The sequence below is a fragment of the Microcoleus sp. Z1_B2 genome (assembly GCF_036700325.1).
Taxonomy (GTDB): Bacteria; Cyanobacteriota; Cyanobacteriia; order Cyanobacteriales; family Microcoleaceae; genus Microcoleus.
In genome coordinates this window covers 22,835-44,289 of sequence record NZ_JAUBOQ010000041.1, presented here as the reverse complement: position 1 = coordinate 44,289, position 21,455 = coordinate 22,835, and the positions used below count along the sequence as shown (strand labels likewise).

Annotated in this window: 16 protein-coding genes; 12 read left to right on the top strand and 4 right to left on the bottom strand. The window is 46.2% G+C overall.

All coding sequences use genetic code 11. The annotated features are described in order from the left end of the window. Positions 1 to 8 precede the first annotated feature (8 nt). The gene (locus QT984_RS22205; RefSeq protein ID WP_333053290.1) at positions 9 to 602 is read left to right on the top strand and encodes an L-threonylcarbamoyladenylate synthase; all 594 of its coding nucleotides are present in this window, start codon (positions 9 to 11) and stop codon (positions 600 to 602) included. A gap of 25 nt (positions 603 to 627) precedes the next feature. Continuing rightward, positions 628 to 1,563 carry a HAMP domain-containing sensor histidine kinase gene (locus tag QT984_RS22200; RefSeq protein ID WP_333053289.1) on the top strand — a complete coding sequence of 312 codons (936 nt, stop codon included), beginning with the start codon at positions 628 to 630 and terminating at the stop codon, positions 1,561 to 1,563. Positions 1,564 to 2,018: 455 nt separating this feature from the next. Here the strand turns inward: QT984_RS22200 and QT984_RS22195 are convergent, their stop codons facing one another. Both QT984_RS22195 and hemB read right to left on the bottom strand, forming a co-directional pair. Beyond that, a complete protein-coding gene (locus QT984_RS22195; RefSeq protein ID WP_333053288.1) occupies positions 2,019 to 2,507 on the bottom strand; it encodes a GNAT family N-acetyltransferase in 489 nt (162 codons plus the stop codon). A 636-nt stretch (positions 2,508 to 3,143) separates the two neighbouring features. After that, positions 3,144 to 4,127 carry a porphobilinogen synthase gene (hemB, locus tag QT984_RS22190; RefSeq protein WP_333053287.1) on the bottom strand — a complete coding sequence of 328 codons (984 nt, stop codon included), beginning with the start codon at positions 4,125 to 4,127 and terminating at the stop codon, positions 3,144 to 3,146. 300 nt (positions 4,128 to 4,427) lie between these two features. Between hemB and QT984_RS22185 the strand changes: the two genes are divergently transcribed. Both QT984_RS22185 and QT984_RS22180 read left to right on the top strand, forming a co-directional pair. Next, positions 4,428 to 5,411 (top strand): DUF1517 domain-containing protein, encoded by a 984-nt coding sequence (locus tag QT984_RS22185; RefSeq protein WP_333053286.1) that lies wholly within the window; start codon positions 4,428 to 4,430, stop codon positions 5,409 to 5,411. 330 nt (positions 5,412 to 5,741) lie between these two features. Continuing rightward, a complete protein-coding gene (locus QT984_RS22180) occupies positions 5,742 to 6,296 on the top strand; it encodes a cyclic nucleotide-binding domain-containing protein (protein WP_333053285.1) in 555 nt (184 codons plus the stop codon). A 366-nt stretch (positions 6,297 to 6,662) separates the two neighbouring features. Here the strand turns inward: QT984_RS22180 and QT984_RS22175 are convergent, their stop codons facing one another. Together QT984_RS22175 and QT984_RS22170 are read right to left on the bottom strand one after the other, a co-directional pair. Next, on the bottom strand, positions 6,663 to 7,109 hold the full coding sequence (locus QT984_RS22175) for a hypothetical protein (protein ID WP_333053284.1): 447 nt from the start codon (positions 7,107 to 7,109) through the stop codon (positions 6,663 to 6,665). Between the two features lie 312 nt (positions 7,110 to 7,421). Then, complete coding sequence (locus QT984_RS22170) at positions 7,422 to 8,192, bottom strand: hypothetical protein (protein WP_333053283.1); 771 nt, start codon at positions 8,190 to 8,192, stop codon at positions 7,422 to 7,424. A 1,178-nt stretch (positions 8,193 to 9,370) separates the two neighbouring features. Here QT984_RS22170 and QT984_RS22165 point away from each other — a divergent pair. The 8 genes from QT984_RS22165 to QT984_RS22130 all read left to right on the top strand — a co-directional run bounded on the left by QT984_RS22165 (position 9,371) and on the right by QT984_RS22130 (position 21,442). Continuing rightward, positions 9,371 to 10,069, top strand: a complete 699-nt coding sequence (locus tag QT984_RS22165) for a class I SAM-dependent methyltransferase (RefSeq protein ID WP_333053282.1) — start codon at positions 9,371 to 9,373, stop codon at positions 10,067 to 10,069. Positions 10,070 to 10,291: 222 nt separating this feature from the next. Further along, positions 10,292 to 10,918 carry a 7-carboxy-7-deazaguanine synthase QueE gene (locus QT984_RS22160; protein WP_333053281.1) on the top strand — a complete coding sequence of 209 codons (627 nt, stop codon included), beginning with the start codon at positions 10,292 to 10,294 and terminating at the stop codon, positions 10,916 to 10,918. A gap of 121 nt (positions 10,919 to 11,039) precedes the next feature. Next, complete coding sequence (locus QT984_RS22155) at positions 11,040 to 11,483, top strand: retroviral-like aspartic protease family protein (protein ID WP_333178579.1); 444 nt, start codon at positions 11,040 to 11,042, stop codon at positions 11,481 to 11,483. A gap of 73 nt (positions 11,484 to 11,556) precedes the next feature. Continuing rightward, the gene (gene uvrA / locus QT984_RS22150) at positions 11,557 to 14,511 is read left to right on the top strand and encodes an excinuclease ABC subunit UvrA (RefSeq protein WP_333374960.1); all 2,955 of its coding nucleotides are present in this window, start codon (positions 11,557 to 11,559) and stop codon (positions 14,509 to 14,511) included. 200 nt (positions 14,512 to 14,711) lie between these two features. Continuing rightward, positions 14,712 to 17,510, top strand: coding sequence for a DNA methyltransferase (locus QT984_RS22145; RefSeq protein ID WP_333374958.1), 2,799 nt, complete (start codon positions 14,712 to 14,714; stop codon positions 17,508 to 17,510). A 24-nt stretch (positions 17,511 to 17,534) separates the two neighbouring features. Then, complete coding sequence (locus QT984_RS22140) at positions 17,535 to 18,953, top strand: ATP-binding protein (RefSeq protein WP_333234015.1); 1,419 nt, start codon at positions 17,535 to 17,537, stop codon at positions 18,951 to 18,953. 391 nt (positions 18,954 to 19,344) lie between these two features. Beyond that, positions 19,345 to 19,575 (top strand): addiction module protein, encoded by a 231-nt coding sequence (locus QT984_RS22135; protein ID WP_333053276.1) that lies wholly within the window; start codon positions 19,345 to 19,347, stop codon positions 19,573 to 19,575. A 205-nt stretch (positions 19,576 to 19,780) separates the two neighbouring features. Beyond that, complete coding sequence (locus QT984_RS22130) at positions 19,781 to 21,442, top strand: AIPR family protein (protein ID WP_333374956.1); 1,662 nt, start codon at positions 19,781 to 19,783, stop codon at positions 21,440 to 21,442. The last annotated feature ends 13 nt before the right edge of the window (positions 21,443 to 21,455 follow it).

Sequence of the window (21,455 nt, the reverse complement as noted above, 5' to 3'; positions counted from 1 at the left end):
AAAATGGCATGACACAAGTTTCGATCGACTCCCTAGTTCAAGGGGCAATTTCTGGTAATCATATCGTCAGTTTTCCTACAGATACTGTACCCGCTTTGGCTGCGCGTCCCGATCGCTCGGAGTTGATTTTTGCAGCTAAACGTCGCAGTCAAGACAAACCCCTGATTTTGATGGCGGCATCGGCGAGGGCCTTGTGGCCCTACGTGCAGGGAAGTCCAGCAGAGTTAAAGTTGTGGCAGCAAGTAGCCGAATCCTATTGGCCGGGGGCGTTAACTTTGGTACTGCCGGCTTCGCCAAAAGTCCCGGCGGCCATGAATTCGATCGACCCAACTACAATCGGAGTACGAGTGCCTAACTTTCCCCTTGCCCTAAAGATTCTAGAGCAGACAGGCCCTTTGGCTACTACCAGTGCTAATTTATCCGGCCAGCCGCCTCTGGAGTCGGTGGCAGAAATTGAGGCTCAGTTTCCCGAAGTCTTGACATTAGTTCCTTCTGAATTAGCAACAGCGACAACAGCTTCGAGTTTGCCTTCGACTGTGGCTAAATGGACGGGCAGCGAGTGGGAAATATTGCGACAAGGCGCGATCGAGTTAGAATGCTAAAAGCTAAACTCCAAGGCAAAGCAATATGGCGCCGATCGGCTGGAGCAACTTTATATATTTAGGTATGGGACTGGGGCTGGGTTTGGGAAGCAGTTTGATTTGGCGCCTGCGGCAAAAAAGCTCGCAACAGCCCGAACCGGCGCCCAAAGTGGCCCCACCTCCTCAAGAAATTCACTTAGAGAAGTTTGATGCCCTTTCCGAGCAACTTAAGCAAACTCAATTGGCTTATCAGATGGCATCGGAGATGAGCCAATTTAAGGCGGGTTTTTTGGCTCGGACTTCTCACGAGTTGCGATCGCCCCTGAGCACTATGATTGGTACGCTGCAATTAATTCTCTCGGATTTGTGCGACGATCCTGCTGAGGAACGAGAGTTTGTCGAGCAAGCTCACGCCGCGGCACTCAAGCTGGTGAAATTAATAGATGAAATTATCTCTGTTGCTAAAACTGAACACGGCACTGAAAGGATGGATATTGAGCCGATTCAGTTAGCTAAGGTTTTTGACGAGGTTGATGATTTAACTTACTTGCAAGCTGCTAATCGCGGCATTCGTTTGGAGATATTGCCGCCAGATCCGGGGATTTATGTATTGGCAGATTTGCCGAGGTTTAGGCAAGTTTTAGTCAATTTGGTAGATACTGCTGTTGCTCAGATGGAGGAGGGGAGTATTTCTGTTTCGGCCCATGCTTCGCCGGAATCTGGATGCGTTCACATTTGGGTGGACGATCAGCGTTCAGTGAGTGCTTGGAGCGAGTCTTGGGATTTGCTGAAGCACAATTTGGAGTGTGATATTACCAAGAGCAGCGATAATTCTCAGGTGTCTTCTGGAATGAGGTTATTGATGAATCAGACTCTTTTAAGTTTGATGAGCGGAAAGTTGGAGGTTCTGGCTGTGCCTTCTGAGTCCGAAGAGTGCAATTTTAACCGGACTCAGTGTTCTATTCCTTTGGCAACTTTGTGATGAAGGAAGTTCGGCCACGGGCATCTCAATGAAAGCACCCAAGCTAGAAATTTGAGGCAGGAGTCAGGAGGCAGGAGTCAGGAGGAAAGAGGAAGAAGGAAGGAGCCAGAAGAAGTGTTTTTACAAATATGAGATGCTCCCGTTCGGCCACGAGCAATTACGGGATGTAACTGAGATATTGCACCATTGTAAGTAACAGGCTGGACGGCCTGTTCCACAAGAGATGAATTTTATTGTGGAACAGGCCGTCCAGCCTGTTCCTAAAAGGCTAATTGAGAATGGTGCAACATATGAAATGTAACGGAGGTGGGGAAGAGGGCAAAGGATTTAACAGATTTAACCGAGGTGTGGAAGAGGGAAGAGGGAATATGAAACAAGGAAATTATTTATAGGGAGTAAGGTGCGCCGAAGAGCACCCTACATATTATAGATTTTGGTGCCAATCTTGTGAGTATTTAACAATTAGCAGTTAGCAATTCGCCGTTGCTAATTTCTAATTCGAGATTCTCTTCGAGAAGCTGATTTTCAAGTACCATGGTGGTGCTAGCGTTTTGCTGAAAACCGATGCGCTCGTAGAAGCTTTGCTTGTAAGTTGTCATCAGGTAAACTCGCTCTACTCGGCACATCCGAGGGTGACTCAAGACGGTTTGCACTAATTTGCGGCCGAGTCCTGCACCTTGGTAATCCGGGTGAATGGCGACATCCCAGATGGTGGCTCGATAGATGCCATCTGAGGTGGCTCTGGCAAAGCCGATCGCCCGTGAGCCGTCCCACACTGTAACAACTGGTTCGCTGTTGGCGATCGCAATTTCCCAATCTTCTATCTTGCGTTCCCTCGCCCAAAAGGCGGCGGCTTTAAATAGTTCTTGGATCTGTACGATGTCGGCGCGATCGCGACCTATACAAAATTGAATGTGACTGGAATCCCTAGTCGTTGATGTCATGCTCAATCTGCCTTGAAGTTGTATCTCAACTGTGTTACTTTTACTGTTTTACACGAGTGAAAGTTAATTTTGCTTGGGAACGATCAATGGTTGAATTCCCCATTTACAAAACTATTTTTATTCATACATATTTTCTAACTAATTTCGGTGATCGTTAATACTTTTTGGGGTAAATTTTGAAAAAAAGTCTTTGACTCAAAATTCCCAACTTAGAACTCATACCATTTGATATTTGAGATTAGAGATTTTAGATGGGAATGACTGATTTTTAAGGGGTTGGGAGTTTGTCTACAGAGAAACCGGGTTTTTTCATAGCAATACTTCGTTACAACAGAAATGTTGTACCATTGTCAATAAGCTTTTTATGAACAGGCTTTCCGGCCTGTTCCACAAGAAAATTCACTCTTTGTGGAACAGGCCGGAAAGCCTGTTCTTGAGAATGGTACAATATCTCAGTTACAGCCCAGTGAAACGGTAAAAACCCGGTTTCGAGGCGTCGTTTATAGGTAAGCGATAGCTTGTGTCTTGCCTAATTGCTCAAAAATCATCTATCGAGAGAGGTGTTGACTCCACAAGAACACCCGAAGATTGTGCTGTGGAGTCAATTCTTTAATCTCTAATCTCAAATCAAATGAATCAGTTTTGCAGCCAGCGGGCGGCGTCTTTGGCGTGATAAGTCAAAATCAAATCACAACCAGCACGCTTGAATCCTGTCAAAGTTTCCATCACTACTCTTTCTTCATCTATCCAACCGTTGAGGGCGGCGGCTTTCACCATCGCATATTCCCCAGAAACGTTGTAAGCAGCAACTGGCAGGTTAGTTGCTTCCTTCACGCGCCAGATGATGTCCATGTAAGCTAAAGCGGGTTTAACCATGAGCATATCTGCGCCTTCGGCAATGTCGAGAGCAATTTCTTTCAGAGCTTCGCGGCCGTTTCCGGGGTCCATTTGATAGGTGCGTCGATCGCCAAATTGCGGGGCAGACTCTGCTGCATCTCGGAATGGGCCATAATAAGCTGAGGCGTATTTTGCCGCGTAAGACATGATGGGAATATCTTCAAATCCAGCGGAGTCCAATCCTTCGCGAATTGCTCCGACAAAACCGTCCATCATTCCCGAAGGGGCGATAATATCTGCACCGGCTTTAGCTTGAGCAACAGCGGTTTTCTTCAGCAATTCTAGTGTGGGATCGTTCAATACGCGACCGCTTAAATCTCCGACTTCCAAATAGCCACAGTGACCGTGAGTGGTATATTCGCACAGACAAGTATCGACCATGACGATTAAATCTGGTACGGCTTTTTTAACTGCTTCCGTCGCTTTTTGGACGATGCCGCAGTCGTGCCAAGCACCTGTCGCGTCGGTATCTTTGTCTGCGGGAATGCCGAATAAAATAATAGCCGGAATGCCGAGGTCGTAGACTTCTTTTGCTTCTTCTACTATTTTGTCTACCGATAGCTGGAAAACTCCGGGCATCGATGTGACTTCTTTAGCAAAAGCTTCCCCCGGTACGGCAAATAGGGGGTAAATTAAATCGCTGGTTGTCAAGATATTTTCGCGCACCATCCGGCGGAGTTGGGGATGGTTGCGGAGGCGGCGGGGGCGGTGAGTTGGAAACATAATGTTTTTTTTACGGTAGATAAAGCCCTGTTTTCTAGGACTCGTGGCGCTTCTTTAAAAGTCTAGAGCTTATTGTTGGCCGATCGCCCTTTACATAAGTAAACTTCTGTAAAACCCGCGATGTCCTTTGTTCGCAGTCAGGAATGCCAGTCCTTTCTAGCTTTTCTCGTTTGCAGACTCAGGCCTAACTGTGGTTGGATCGGTTGGTACGGATATCTCGCTGGCTTCATACCTATAACCAGGCTGCCCATTCGCGAGGATAGACTGTAAATTATAAATGTATCGAATAGTAACGGTCTTATGTACAAGCAACTAATTTCAAAGATGAAACCGCTTTTGAAATCACTATTTGCGATCGGTCTGGTACTGACGCTAGCCCTCGGTAACGCTGATGGAGCTCTGGCTGCCCGCAGCGGAGGACGCATCGGGGGCGGATCTTTTAGTGCTCCGGCGCGCAGTTACTCGTCTCCTAGTCGCACTTACGCGCCGTCGGGAGGGGGCTACTATCCGGGTGGTGGCTTTGGAGGTGGCTTTGGTTTCCCGTTCTTGCTGCCGTTTTTTGGCTTTGGGGGCGGGTTTGGCGGCCTGTTCTCGATTTTGATTTTTATTTCGATCGCTAATTTCCTCGTCCAAAGCTTCCGCCGCGCCGGGGGCGGAACTGACGAACTCGGCAACAGCGCCGCCACTACCACCGTATCTGTCGCCCGCTTGCAAGTTGGTTTGCTAGCAGAGGCCCGCGGTTTGCAAGCTGAACTCGACGCCCTCGCGCAAAAAGCGGATACCGATACAGCAGCCGGTCGCGCTCAAGTGCTGCAAGAATCTACTCTGGCGCTGTTGCGGCATCCTGAATACTGGGTTTACGCGGGCGCTGAATCTGTGCAAACTCGCTTGGAAGCAGCCGAAGCTAAGTTTAATCAATTTTCTTTGGCAGAACGCAGTAAATTTACTGAAGAAACGCTCTCGAATTATAACAATCAGCTCCGCCAAGCAGGGAGCAGCAATATCCTGCCAGGTTTGCAGGAAAATGGGGCGCTGGTTGCTTCTGATTTGAATTCAGAGCCTGGGGAATTTATTGTGGTGACGGTGATTGTCGGTACTCAAGGTAAATTGCAATTGCCAGCAGTGAAAAACTCTGAAGATTTGCGCCAAGCTTTGCGCCAGATTGGGGGAGTATCGAGCGAGCAGTTGCTGGCGGTTGAGGTGCTGTGGACTCCTCAAGCCAACGGGGACACTCTGACTGCTGACGATATGTTGGCCGGCTATCCTGATTTGCGATCGATTTAGTGAGCAAGACTGGGCGCGGAGCATTGTCTGCCGCGCCCCATCCCGCAGCAAAGCTGGGCGGGTTAACCCAATTGCTTTTGAGACGGGAATTTCGCGGGAGGTTGGGGAGGTCGATCGAATTAAAAAAGATTGTTTAACAAATGCTAGTATTGAGAGATCATGCTTGAGCATGATTTATCTGCTATTGGCAAAGCCTGCCCGATATGGGTTTTGCGAGGAAGTTAGGCAAGATAAAAAAAACTCTATTGAGCGAGGACTGCTTCGGAAGAAGTTGCGATCGCACGCCATCTAAATTTTATATAAAGAAGAAGCGATCGAGAGCTAAAACTTATGGCCGACAGCAGCAGAAAAAAAGCACTTTTTATTTTGAGCCAGTTAAATAATGACGATATCAACTGGATCGTTCAAAAAGGCAAAAAGGAAGTTCTAGATCCGGGGGGGATTTTGATCCATGAAGGGAGGCAGATAGATGCGCTCTACATTGTTTTGAAGGGGAGTTTGAGCGTTTTAATCGAGGCTGAGCGGACTAGAGAACTCGCTAAAATAGCCAGCGGAGAACTGGTGGGAGAAGTCTCTTTCATTGACGCTCGCCCTCCTTTAGCAACGGTAAAGGCAATAGAAGAAACTCACTTGCTGGCAATTCCTAGGCGGCAGTTAGTCATCAAACTTCAAAACGATATGGGCTTTGCTTCCCGGTTTTATTATGGAATTTCACTGTGTCTGGCAGACAGGATGCGCGGTACGATCCGACATATAGAATATGGTCGCAATATTGAATTAGATCAACCAGAATTTGAACGCGAGGATATCAATCCTAACGTTCTGGAAAATTTGGCGCTAGCTGAGGCTAAGTTTAATTGGCTGAGGGAAAATGTTAAAGCTTGAGGAATTTTAAGGGGTTTTTGCGCTGGGTGTGAAAACTGGCCGATTGAGAGGGTAATTGAGAGATGTACGATGTAACTCACATCTTGCACCATTCTGAAGAACAGGCAAGATGCCTGTTCCACAAAAAATGAGTTTTCTTGTGGGGAGTAGGGGTTGGGCATCCTGCCCGCCCAAAAAAGGATTATTGAGATTGGTGCAAGATGTAAGATGTAACATCTCAACTCAAAAAACAGATGTGGAAAACAAAATAGGGGCGGGTTTTACCGGAAATATCGATCGATAATTGCCGGAACTATAAAAACCCGCCTCTGTGCTTTGCAGTAGTTGCAACCTCGCGCGCTGAAACGCAACTACCAACCACACAATCTAGATAATGCCCGGCCCTTTGCCACGGGTGTCTGCATCCATTGTCAGTTTTCCTTCCTCGCCTTTTTTATCTTTGATTTCTGCGAGAATTCGAGCGCGTTCTGCGGCTTCGGCTTCTTCTTTTGCTCTCAAATCGCCCGGTTCGTTGATGTACATTTCCGGTTCGATCGCGTAATTGTTAACTAGACCTTCTTTGTCTACTGTATAACCATCTGTAGTGTGAATGCTTTCGTCATCGGTTTGGTCATCAGTTTTTGCACTTTTCTGCTTCGCTTCGGTGGTTGTGTGCATGAAGTTAGCGCCTTCCCGTTCTTGCCGCGCTGCTGTCTCCGCAGGAGTAATGCCCCTGTCGTAGTGGGGGGCTTCCATATTGGCTTCGATTTGTTCGTCGGCCGGTGTTGATTTGCTAACTTCTTCTTTGGGGGGTATTGGTTGGCGATTAGTCATGATTTATTCCTGAGTTATCTTTTCAAAAAAGGTCTTTGGCTTATGTTTAAATATTAATCCCAAGCTAGCTCATTCACAAACTATCTTTGGTTATAGTTTGCGAAAAATTGCTGTTAGGGAAAATACCTTTATTGCATCTTCCTGAAGACTGACTAAATTGTGTTTTTATTAAAACTTTAACTATCTGCAACTATTTGGCATCTATCTAAAGATAGGGAATTTTCAATTGGGCATCGGGCATCGGGCATTGGTAACTAATGACAACAGTCAACAGACAACTGTCAACTGTCAACTATCAACTATCAACAGACTTTACGATTCTTTAAAGAAGCGGATGATTTCGCGGACGTGGTTGAGAAATTGTCCGTCATCGGTGAGTTGGGCGATCGCACTTTCTGCATCTCTTCTCAGTTTAGTGTGCTCTGCCTGATTTGTCGCTTGCAAAGATTGTAGAGATGCGGATACAGTAGTTAGTTCTCTTCTGATAGCTTCCCGTTCCCGATTTTGGACAGCCACCCACGAATTCGGATTGTCGGAACTTAATTGATCGGTCAAGTCTCTAACTGTAGATTCTAATTGTGCAAAGCGGCTGCGGAGTTCGACAATATCTTCGCGGGGGTGCAAAAATTGGCGGCGGATACTTGTCAGCCGCTGGGCTAAATACTGATAACCTCGGATAGCTGGACGCAGTACAGTTAACAGCAGTGCAGCAGCGGAACTGAGATAGCCAATAGCACTAATTCCGGCGGCGGCTAGGGCGTAAAGTGCGATCGCGCTAAACAGGTGAAGTGCGATCGCCACAAAGAGCGATCGGCTAACTAATACAGTAACGTATTGGAGTTGTTCCCGATCGACAGCAATGTTTTTTTTAGTCGATTCTGCGGCTTGCGCTAAAACTTCTTTAGCTTCAAAATGGATATTCCAGGGAACTGTAACTATCAGCAACAGCCATTCAAAAATAGCAATGGCAATTACCCAATCAATAAAACTGCCGGCGGAGACGTGCAGCCATTGCAGAATGGCAAAAACTAGCAGCAAAAATATGCCTGTGGCGGCACCAAAACCTGCGAAAGTGTAATACATAGCGATCGCCTTGGTGGAATGTTGTTTTGATTGTGGGTAGGTGGTTTAGGTATGGAGGAATAAACTGTGACAGTTAAGTGAGCGTCCTATTAATCCCGGTTCATTAGTTATGAGTAACAATGCAGGGCAAGAGTGGCGAAAAACCTGTTTTTTCCCACAAATACTTGCTCTACCTCAATCGTGGAATGTTGTTTTGATTGTGGGTATGTTGTTTAGGTTTGGAGGAATAAGCTGTGACAGTTAAGAAATCGTCCTATTGAACCCAGTTTATTAGTGATTAGTAATACTCTGGGACACAAGGGTTTCCAAACGCCTGGTTTGTTCCAAGAACATACACGGGATTGAACCAATCCATAATAGTTAAAGGAAACGGTTTGTTGGTTTGGGAGCGATTAAAAGGGCGGGTTTTTGAGATTGTCAATTATTGGCAGATATTGTTCGTGAACCCGCCCCTACGGTATTAGGGATAATCGATCGGACATGATATAAGTCCTCAATAATTACTCATTGGCGATTAAGTAGAGCGACACAAACAAACTTGAAAATGTAACAAAATGTAAACAAATCACAACCTTTGGGATTGCTTCATTTCACTGGCAATGACATACTTATGTTTTTCGCAGTTCATCTAGTTAGGATCGCGAATTAAATAACTTACAATTTTAGTTGTTATTGTGGGATGGGCGTCCCGCCCGTCATGAGTGGACGGGCGGGACGCCCATCCCACTTTCAAGAGTGGAAGTTATTTAACTCTCATTCCTTAGTAATCAGGATGAAATCACATTCTCCCCAACTCATACCATTTGAGATTTGAGATTTGAGATGGGGAATAGTTGATTATGTATGGGTTTCCAGCTTGTCTACAGTTGCATTCATTTTTTGAACTGGTATCGCTAACGGCGTTACGCGGTGCTAGTGCTAGAAAAGCAGGAATCTCAAAACGCTCCCCTCTATCTATTTTTATTTTCTAGAGCTGCGAAATCACCTGTGGCTGAGATAAACTGATTTGGAAGTAGAGCGCGCGTTTTGCAAGTTGCCTCTGTGTAACCGAGACACTGATACTGCAACCTGCCCTCAGCCACAGCAAAATAGATGCCTAAATTAACTCTACATTCTCCGATTTCCATTAACAGGGCGTCTAAAATCTAAAATCAAAAGTGAGCAGCAAGGACAAACCAATGGCGAACTCAACTCTTGGCCTAGAACATCAACTTTACGATTATCTGTTATCTATTTCTCTGCGGGAGCCAGATATTCTCGCTTCACTACGGGAAGAAACGGCTAAACATCCTATGGGGATGATGCAGATTGCTCCCGAACAAGGTCAGTTTATGGAGCTCATGGTGCAGCTTATGGGAGCGACCAAAACCTTAGAAATTGGCGTTTTTACTGGTTATAGTGCGCTGTGCGTAGCTTTAGCACTGCCTCCTAACGGTCAAATTATTGCCTGCGATGTCAGCGAGGAATATACTACGATCGCACGACGCTATTGGGAAGCAGCAGGCGTGGCTAATAAGATTTCTTTGCAGTTGGGCCCAGCAATAAATACTCTCGACAAACTAATAGCCGAGGGACAAGCTGGAACCTTTGATTTTGCCTTCATCGACGCCGATAAAGAAAATTATGAGGCTTATTTTGAGCGATCGCTGCAACTTGTACGAAATGGCGGTTTAATTGTAATTGACAATGTTCTGTGGTCTGGACGAGTTGCCGATCCTCAAGTACAAGACGAAAGCACCCTCGCCATTCGTAGTTTCAACGACAAATTGCGTAACGATCCCAGAGTTACTCTCAGTGTTGTCCCCATTGCTGACGGGCTGACTTTGGCCCTGAAGCGCCGTTGGGCTACTCTGATGGAACCTGAACAGAATAATTAAAGAGTTATTTGCGGTTTGTGGTGGATTTCTAAGGATTTATACAAAAGCTATGAAGAAACCCGATTTCTGAGTGAAGCTTCTGAGATAAAACGGATATTTTTTTTCATAAACCCCGTTTATGCGTTCAGAACTGTTTTTATTTGCTGCAAACCGCGAAGAAATAACAATTTAAGAATATTATATCTAAACAACGTAATTAATTGATTTGAGGCGTAACTTCGGGTGTCTAATTTACAACTAAAATTACCAATTCACGAAACTTTTCAGTGTACTGTTCAAGGCGAAGGTTACTGGACGGGGACTTTAGTTGATTTTATCAGATTGGCCGGTTGCCCTGTGCGGTGTCCTTGGTGTGACACAGGCTACGAAAATGGGGGCAAAGGTTTGCCATCGGTGCCGCAGTCGATCGCCCAATTGCTCGCTCAATTGCAGTCTCCGAGGGTGGTCATTACTGGCGGCGAACCTTTTATACACCGGGATTTGCCTGAGTTAGTTGAAGCTTTGTTAGAAGCTGACAAACAGGTGAGTATTGAAACTTCGGGTGCTTGCTGGCAGGATGTTTCCCCGCAGGCTTGGATTACTCTTTCTCCGAAGGAACACGTCAATCCTAAATATCCGGTGCAAGAGCTTTTTTGGACTAGAGCTAATGAAATTAAGTTGGTGGTTAGCACTGGCGAAGAAGTTGCATTTTATCACAAGCATTTGGCAAGTAATGTGAATATTCCGATTTTCTTGCAACCAGAATGGAACTCAAAAAGTTCAGCGATTCCAATTATTTTGGAATTGCTGAAACAAAATCCTAGTTACAGGCTATCTTTGCAAACTCACAAATTTATTGGTGTGCAATAATTTGATATTTTAGCCAGAATTATTCGTCAGGTGGGCGGTGCAGAAGGGGGAGTGCATCGCCCTACAATATGTGGAAATATGTGCTAAAATTAAAGCAGCAATTTATGATAATTTGAACGTAATGGAAACAACTACGGAAACCCTAATGGGAAAAGTTATCACAACCCTAGTAATTACGAATCGGCTGGATGAAGGGAAAGCAGAAGATAATCTGATTCCCATCGAGCAAGTCAGGTCTGTTACTCTAGAAAATGTTTTGGTGGATACGGGCGCGACAACTTTGTGTTTGCCTAAAGATGTCATTGCCCGACTGGGTTTGAAAATCCTCAAGCAAGTGGTTGTTGAGACTGCAACGGGTATTAGTGAGGCGAGGATTTTTCAAGATGCCAAGATTTCTCTGTGCGGCCGCGAAGGGACTTTTGAGTGTTTGGAATTGCCAGAGGGGAAAACTCCACTTTTAGGGGTGATTCCGATGGAAGCGCTGGGAATTGAAGTGGATTTGAAAAATCAAAGATTGAAGGTTTTGCCCGACGGGCCGACGGAAACTTATTTGACAATTCTTTGATATTCTTGAGTTTGGATGCCAGCTATTCGATCGGCAGCGCTAAGATGGTTAAGCACTGTTTTGCACTACTCTCATGTCCCAACGCGCCGAAACCTCAAACAGCCAGCCAAGTGCATCCCGCAACGGGCATAATGTGACGAATTCTCACTCTCACAACCAAAATACGATTCGGGTTCGCGGTGCGAGACAGCACAACCTGAAAAATATCGATCTGGAACTCCCGCGCGATCGCCTGATCGTTTTTACTGGCGTCTCCGGTTCTGGTAAGTCTTCCCTGGCTTTCGATACAATTTTTGCCGAGGGACAGCGCCGCTACGTGGAGTCTCTCAGCGCCTACGCGCGCCAGTTTTTGGGACAGTTGGACAAACCGGATGTGGACGCGATCGAAGGCTTGAGTCCGGCTATTTCGATCGACCAAAAGTCAACTTCTCACAACCCGCGATCGACTGTTGGCACTGTTACAGAAATTTACGATTATCTCAGATTACTCTACGGCAGAGCCGGCGAACCGCACTGTCCGATTTGCGATCGCTGCATTGCGCCGCAGACAATTGATGAAATGTGCGATCGAGTCATGGCACTTCCCGACGGCACTCGCTTTCACCTTCTGGCACCAGTTGTGCGCGGAAAAAAAGGCACTCACCGCAAATTATTGTCGAGTTTAGCTGCGGAAGGATTTATCCGCGTCAAAGTTAACGGAGAAATTTTAGAACTTTCGGAAAATATCGAATTAGATAAAAATCATACGCACAATATCGAGATAGTTGTCGATCGGTTAATTAAAAAACCCGGTTTAGAAGAACGTTTAGTTGATTCTCTGGCAACTTGTTTGCGCCATTCTGAGGGAATTGCGATAGTTGAAGAGTTACCGAGTGATGAAAATTCCGAACCACAGGGGCCGATCGTATTTTCCGAAAACTTTGCTTGTCCCGAACACGGCGCAGTAATGGAAGAACTTTCACCCAGGTTATTTTCTTTTAATTCGCCCTACGGCGCGTGTCCGAACTGCCACGGTTTGGGGAGTTTGCGGACTTTTGCGCCGGAGTTGGTAGTTCCCGATGAGAAAGCACCTCTTTATTGTGCGATCGCGCCTTGGTCAGACAAAGACAATTCCTATTATCTCTCTTTGCTTTGCAGTATTGCTGATACTTGCGGGTTTGATATCGACACTCCTTGGTATCGATTAAAGCCCGAACACCAGCGGGTAATTTTGTACGGCAATGAACAAAAGCGCAGCGGAGAAAGTAAAAAGCGCGACGGCAACACTGATTTTAGGAGAGATTTTAATGGCGTAATTTCCATGTTGCAGCGCCAGTACGACGATACTGGTTCTGATTTGATTAAGCAGAAATTGGAACAGTATCGGGTCGATCGCTCTTGCGAGGTTTGTCACGGCAAACGCTTGAAACCAGAGGCGCTTTCGGTGCGGTTGGGACAGTACGGAATTGTAGATTTAACCAGTATTTCGATTCGCGAATGTCGCGAACGAGTAAATAATTTGGGATTGAGCGATCGGCAATTCCAAATATCCGATTTAGCCCTGAGAGAAATCAAAGCAAGGCTGCAATTTTTGCTCGATGTCGGGTTAGATTACCTGACTTTAGACCGCGCCGCAATGACGCTTTCTGGCGGAGAAGCCCAGCGAATTCGGCTGGCGACTCAAATCGGTTCTGGTTTGACGGGCGTGCTCTACGTTTTGGACGAACCCAGCATCGGACTCCACCAAAGGGACAACTTTCGCCTGCTGCAAACCTTAACAAAATTGCGCGATTTAGGCAATACTTTGATTGTCGTAGAACACGATGAAGAGACCATGCGAGCGGCCGACCATATTGTCGATATCGGGCCCGGTGCCGGCGTGCACGGCGGCAAAATTATCTCGCAAGGAAGTTTAGAAAATTTGCTAGCCGCCGAGGAATCTTTGACTGGTGCTTATTTGTCGGGAAAGCGAGTAATTGAAACCCCTAATGAAAGGAGAAAAGGCAACGGCAAAGCTCTCTCAATCATAAATGCGACGCGCAACAATTTAAAAAATATTGATGTGGAAATTCCCCTCGGAAAACTCGTCTGCGTGACGGGGGTTTCCGGTTCGGGAAAATCAACTTTAATCAATGAATTGTTGTACCCGTCGCTGCAACACTATATCACCAAAAAAGTGCCTTTACCACCCGATATGGACGCCCTAAAAACTAAAGGGGAACGCTCTCTCGATGATGTGGTTGATAAGGTAATTGTCATCGATCAATCTCCCATCGGTCGTACTCCGCGCTCTAATCCCGCTACTTACACGGGAGTCTTTGATGTGATTCGGGATTTGTTTGCCGAAAGCATTGAAGCGAAGGCAAGAGGTTACAAAGCGGGCCAGTTTTCTTTTAACGTGAAAGGGGGAAGGTGCGAAGCTTGTGGCGGCCAGGGCGTGAACGTGATTTCGATGAATTTTCTGCCGGATGTTTACGTGCAGTGTGAGGTTTGCAAGGGTGCACGGTACAACCGAGAAACACTGCAAGTTAAGTACAAAGGCAAGTCGATTTCTGATGTTTTGAACATGACTGTCGAGGAATCTTTGGAAATGTTTAAAAATATTCCCAGGGCGGGCGTCAGACTGCAAACTTTGGTTGATGTGGGTTTGGGTTACATTCAGTTGGGACAGCCGGCGCCGACGCTTTCTGGAGGGGAAGCGCAGCGGGTAAAATTGGCAACGGAACTGTCGCGCCGCGCTACTGGGAAGACGCTTTATTTAATCGATGAACCGACGACTGGTTTGTCGTTTTATGATGTTCACCATTTGTTAAATGTGCTGCAAAGGTTGGTGGATAAGGGTAATTCAATTTTGGTAATCGAACACAATTTAGATGTGATTCGGTGCTGCGATTGGGCGATCGATTTGGGGCCTGAAGGGGGAGATAAGGGCGGCGAAATTATTGTGGCGGGAACGCCGGAGGATGTGGCGGCAAATCAGAGGTCTTATACTGGGAAGTATTTGCGATCGGTTTTGCAGCAGCATCCTTTGGGAGGCTGTAGCCGTTAGTTAATTCTCACTAAAGCACCTAACCTTCGATGAAGGGAAATGCTGATGGGGAGTAAGAAAGATGTAGGCGATCGCCCTCCACCCCAAAACGCTGCGATCGCAACCCCCATAATCGAAAATCAAGGTAAAATCCAAAATTGCGTTAAGAGGCGATAATGGAACCTCTGAGCTACCGCCCCTGAGCTACCTATGGTGGAACTATGAATGCAGTCGAAATCGAAGAAGCAGTTTCCAGGCTCGCTGAAGCGCCCTTTGACTCGGAAGAGTTCCCCTTTGCCTTCCTCGAAGCCTTTGGTAACAAGCCGACGACTCTCAAGCGGCTCAAAAGCAAAAGCGGTGGCTCCAACCAATCGGATCTCGGTGGCTTGCTCCAGCGTAACAATATCCATGTGAAGGTTTGCCCCGAAGGCGAGGTGACAAACACCCTCACGGCGTTGCGGGATAGTGCGGCGACGGCTCGGTATAAGGTTAAGTTTATCCTGGCCACCGATGGCAAAAGTTTTGAGGCGGAAAACCTCGCTGATGGGGAGATAGTCGCTTGCGATTACCCCGACTTTCACAACCATTTCGGTTTTTTCCTGCCCTTGGCGGGCATTACGACAGTCAAGCAGATCCGGGAGAATGCCTTTGATATCAAGGCTACGGGGCGCCTCAACCGCTTGTATGTCGAGCTGCTGAAGGAGAACTCGGAGTGGGACAAGGCCGATCGCCGGGAAGCGTTAAATCACTTCATGGCGCGACTAATCTTCTGTTTTTTTGCGGAAGATACTAATATCTTTCACAGCAATGCCCTCTTCACTGCCACGATCGAACAAATGAGTGCCAGTGATTCCTCGAATACGCACGAGGTGCTGTCGGAGATGTTTCGGGCGATGTGTACGCCACTTAAGGATCGGGAGGCGGCGAAGATTCGCAATTGGGCAGATAGATTCCCCTATGTGAATGGAGGGCTGTTTTCGGGTGGGGTGGCGGTGCCGCGTTTTAGCAAGATTGCCCGATCGTACTTACTTCATGTTGGCAATCTGGACTGGACAAAGATTAATCCCGATATTTTCGGCTCGATGATTCAGGCGGTGGCGGATGATGAGGAGCGGGGTGCGTTGGGGATGCACTATACGAGTGTACCGAATATCCTCAAGGTGTTGAATCCGCTGTTTTTGGATGATTTGCGGGAGCAATTGGAGGCAGCGGGGGAGAATGCCCGCAAGCTGCTGAATTTGCGGCAACGGATAGCGCGAATTCGGGTTTTCGATCCGGCTTGTGGATCGGGGAATTTTCTGGTGATTGCGTATAAGAAGATGAGGGAAATTGAGGCGGAGATTAATCGTCTTCGGGGTGAGCCCGATCGCAAATCTGAGATTCCGCTGACGAATTTTCGGGGAATTGAATTGCGTCACTTTTCCTGTGAGATTGCGCGGTTGGCCTTGATTATTGCCGAGTATCAATGTGATGTGATGTATCGAGGGCCAAAGCTGGCGCTGGCGGAGTTTTTGCCGCTCAAAAATGATAACTGGATTACCTGTGGAAATGCGTTGCGGCTGGATTGGTTGAGTCTTTGTCCGCCGACAGGAACGGGGGTGAAGGTGCAGCGCGAGGATTTGGATTTGTTTGGGGAGATGCGGGAAGTGGCGGAGATTGATTTTGAGAATGAGGGAGGGGAGACTTATATTTGCGGGAATCCACCGTATCTTGGCTCCAAGTGGCAAACCGACGAGCAGAAAGCCGAACTAGGAGCCATTTTGGGTGACCGCACAAAGAGCTGGAAATCTCTTGATTACGTCGCTGGTTGGTTTATGAAGGCGGCGGATTACGGAACGCAAACAAATTCTGCTGCTGCTTTTGTATCTACGAATTCAATCTGTCAGGGGCAACAAGTACCGATCTTATGGCCGCTAATTTTTGAAACCGGACATGAGATCGCCTTTGCTTATACTTCTTTTAAGTGGTCAAATCTAGCCAGTAATAATGCAGGAGTAACAGTCTCGATTATTGGAATTACGAGTGAGTCTGGATCTACACGGCGTTTATTCTCTCTCACTGAAGAAGGAACCCTTGTTGAGCGCAGTGTGGAATACATCAATGCGTATCTTATCGGTGGCTCAAACTCTACTGTTGAACAGATACGAAATCCACTATCAGAGTTATCGCCTATGCTGTTTGGTAATATGCCAAGGGATGATGGGAATTTCATATTAAATGGGGATAAACGAGCAACTTTATTAAAAAATAATCCTGAGCTTAAAAGGTTTATTCGACCCTACCTTGGTTCAGAAGAAATGATACAGGGTAAGCGTAGATGGTGCATTTGGATAGAGGATTCAGATTTAGCCATTGCAAATGAACAACCATATTTGAAAGAAGTCCAAGAAAAAGTTAAACAATTTCGTCTTGCTAGTAGAGCAGAATCTACACGCGATTTTGCTTCACGCTCTTATCGGTTCGTACAAATCGCAGGTACTGCAAGAAATCATTCTCTCGTAGTTGCAAAAGTCTCATCAGAAAGAAGGTACTACATTCCAATAGACTTATTAGATGGTAATGCAATTGCAAGTGATCTTCTATTTGCCCTCTACGATGCCCCACTCTGGAATATGGCACTGATCGCCTCGCGCCTTCACCTAGTCTGGATCGCCACCGTCTGCGGCAAGCTAGAAACCCGATATCGCTACTCCAACACCCTCGGCTGGAACACCTTCCCCGTCCCCACCCTCACCGATCAAAACAAAGCCGACCTCACCCGCTGCGCCGAAGATATCCTGCTAGCGCGAGAGCACTATTTCCCCGCCACGATCGCCGATATGTACGATCGCGATCGCATGGATACCGAATTCCCTCTGGTTAGGGAAGCGCACGATCGCAATGACGAAATTCTGGAACGAATCTACATTGGTCGCCGCTTCAAAAACGACACCGAACGCCTGGAAAAACTGTTTGAATTGTACACCAAAATGACCACCCAGCAAACGCCCCAAAAAAAGTCTGCCAAACGTAAAATCTAGCCATCAAAACCGACAAAGAACAATATGGTTACTCTTGAAAATCTAGAGCAATGGTTGCTCGCTCCCGCTGAAACAGAGAGGCTTGAATTTAAGGAAGCTAAACAGCAATATGACACAACCAAACTTTTGCGTTACTGCATAGCTTTAGCCAATGAGGGTGGTGGTCATCTCGTCTTCGGTGTCACCAATAAACCGCCTCGAAATGTAGTCGGGACGCAAGCGTTTCCATCTGCAACTTCTCTTAATGATATTAAAGCTTTAATAGTTGAGAAGCTGAGATTTCGGGTAGAAGTTACAGAGTTAAACCATTCCAATGGTCGGGTATTGGTTTTTGAAATACCCACCCGTCCCGTAGGGCAAGCATTCACGTTTGAGGGTGCATATTTAATGCGGGCGGGTGAAGATTTGGTGCCAATGACACCCGATATGCTCAAACGCATTTTTGCGGAAGATCAACAGGACTGGTTTTCCCAATGCGCTCGATCGGATGCCAGCCCTGATGATATCATTGCGCTCCTCGATACCCAAACATACTTTGAGCTGCTAGACATACCCTACCCAACCAGTCGCGATGCGGTCTTGGAACGATTGCAGAGTCAAGATTTAATCAAACAAACCTCTCAAGGTTGGACAATCACAAATCTCGCTGCTATTCTTCTGGCGAAAAAGCTGGATGCCTTCTCCTCTGCCTTAGCTCGTAAAGCCCCCCGTGTCGTTATTTATGAGGGGATAAACAAGCTCCAAACCCGCGACGATAAGACAGACAATCGTGGCTATGCAGTTGGCTTTGAAGGCTTAGTCGATTTCGTCCATTCAGCAGCGCCGCAAAATCGATTCATTGAAGAAGTCATGCGGGAAGAAATTAAGATGTTCCCAAAACAGGCACTCAGAGAGTTGATTGCTAATGCTCTAGTGCATCAGGAGTTTCTAGCCACAGGCGCTTCAGTGATGATCGAGATGTATAACGATCGGATTGAAATTTCTAATCCCGGCATCCCACCCATTCAAGTAGAACGCTTTATTGACGAATATCGTTCGCGCAATGAGCAACTTGCCGACCTCATGCGTCGTTTTGGCATTTGCGAAGAAAAGGGTAGTGGTATTGACAAAGTAGTGAGTGCGGCAGAGGTCTTTCAACTACCTGCGCCAGATTTTCGGGTCGGGGAGACACGCACAATATCCATCCTATTCGCTTACCAAGATTTTTCTGACATGAGTAAATCCGATCGAATTCGAGCCTGCTATCAGCATTGCTGCCTGCTATACGTCAGCAACCGACAGATGTCGAACCAGACCCTACGAGAGCGCTTTGGGTTTGACGAGTCAAAGAATGTCTTGGTCTCTCAAGTGATTGGTGCTACCAAGGAAGCGGGGTTAATCAAAGCAGATGACTCTGCTTCTACCTCGACTCGCTATGCTCGTTACCTCCCTTTTTGGGCATGAAAGTGCTTAAACGCAAATCCACATAACGAAGATCCAAAGCTTAAAACCCTGATAAATCAAGGATTTAAGTGCTTAAAAGCAAATGGGAGTCACCCTGAAACCATGCCCCCCAACCTCCGCGCAGACCACGCTACTCCACAGAAGTCGCTGCTAGATCGCATCTACCTCGATCGCCACTTCAAAACGACACCGAACGCCTCGAAAAACTGTTTGAATTGTATACAAAGATGACCAGTCAGCAGGCATCATCGAAAAAATCTGCCAAACCTAAAGGAGGTAAATGAGGAGAAGTGCGATGGCTGCGCCCCGGCTTGCGCCTACGAGCTACCAAAATGACCCGTTAAATACAAAATGTTAAAATCAGACTAGCCTCTTATAGCCAAACGAGCCAATGCTAACCCTAGACCAACTCATTTCAGAAGCAACTGCATTACCAGATGCAGCCAAGGCTATCCTCATTGACAAAATTGTGGAGAGCATGGAAAGACAAATCGATCGAGATATTTTATTAGAAGGCGTGCAGAAAGCTCAAGAACGCATTGCCGAAATTGATAGCGGCGCAGTTCAAACTATTCCCGGAGATATTGCCTTAGCCCAAATACGGCAACTTGCACAGCAATGAAATATGAATTTCACCCAGTAGCCCTGCAAGAATATGCAGAGGCTGTGCAATCTAGACTTGAAGGGTTTTACGAATATCGTCGATTTAACTAACTGGCTTCAGCAAAAGAATTAAAAATTCTCAACTATCTCATAATCAAGCCGACCATATTCCCGCCTAGACTGAATGAAGCGAATTCTTGAGAACATACTAAGTAAATAAGTACATGGACATTAATGCATCTATCATTGACCAACGATTAGCATCAGTCGTTAACGATATTCGTCAAAAGTCCGCCGAAGAATTGCACATCCAAGATGAAGGTAAAATCAAGTCCCTCGCATTTGTATACCTATGTGTTAGAACCATCTTGGATTTAGAAGATGACGACGCTTTCGAGTGCCTGACCGAAGGATCTGGTGACTTTGGCGTAGATGCCATGCACATTTCCGAAGAGTATGATGGTGAATTTACAGTTAGCTTGTTTCAAGCAAAATACAAAAACAAGCTAGCAGGAGATTCTAACTTTCCCCAAGAAGGCATTGAAAGTTTAATCAACGCAATTCAATACTTATTTAATCCAGCAGCTAGACTAGAACATATTAATCAACGACTGCTCGCAAAAGTCGAAGAAGCTCGTAGTTTGATTCGGGATGGTTACATCCCACAGGTTCGGGCATTAGCCTGTAACAATGGCCTAAATTGGAATGCGTCTGCACAGGAAGCTATTGAACGCACTGGCTTCGGCAGTCAAGTTACGTGGGAGCATATTAATCACGAACGCTTGGTCAAAATTCTGCAAGCTTCCAAACCCGTAAAAGATTCTTTGCAACTAAGTGGCAAGGCGATCGTTGAAGATATGGAATTTAGCCGAGTATTAGTTGGCAGAATTTCCGTCACCGAAATCGCAGCACTAATTGAACGACATGGTGAACGATTATTAGAGCGGAATATTCGTCGTTACTTAGGCTTGCAAGGTAATCGCGTCAATGAGGCTATTAGAAACACTTTAACCAGCGATGAGAAGAACAATTTCTACTTTTACAATAATGGGATAACCCTAACTTGTGAAAACTTTTCGTACAACGCTTTGCAAGATGGTAATTATCAGGTGCGTGTCGAAAATTTACAAATTATCAATGGAGGCCAAACCTGTCTGACCATATTCAAAACTTTGCGTGACAACAATTTGCTTCATGAAAATGCCCAAGCTTATGTTCTGCTTCGACTTTATCAATTACCTCATGAAAACGAAAGTTTAGTTCAAAGAATCACTTATGCTACTAATAGTCAAAATCCAGTAGATCTTAAAGATTTACGCGCTAATGACGAACTCCAGCAAAGACTGGAAATAGATATTCAGCAATTAGGATTCAATTACCGCCGGAAGCGTTATGATTCTAGTACCCGTCCGATAGATATTACTTCAGGAGTAGCTGCTGAAGCCATACTATCTGTTTGGCGAGAAAAGCCTCATCAAGCAAAATTCTTCTCGCGCGAGCATTTCGGAAAACTTTATGACGCAATCTTCACCGACCAATTGAGCGGATCGCAAGTTGTAATTGCCGTTCAGCTTTACAGAATTGCAGAAAATCGTCGCAAAAGACCAAATCCTGCCGATCCAGATGTTGTTCGCTATGCTTCATGCTTTATTGCCATGCAGATGGGACGCAAGCTTCTTGCTGATTTGAATATTCAGATGAAAGACATTAGCCATCAGAATTTTCAATCGGCACAGCATCTGATTGAACAAAATAGCGAAGCCTATTTCGATGCCTCAGTACAGGATATTCAACGTGCGCTGCAAGATCTTTATGGCGAACAAGAGATTTCCTTACAGCAGCTATCTGCAACCTTTCGGCGTGGCGATTTAATCAGTAGACTTTGACTTACCAAAATGA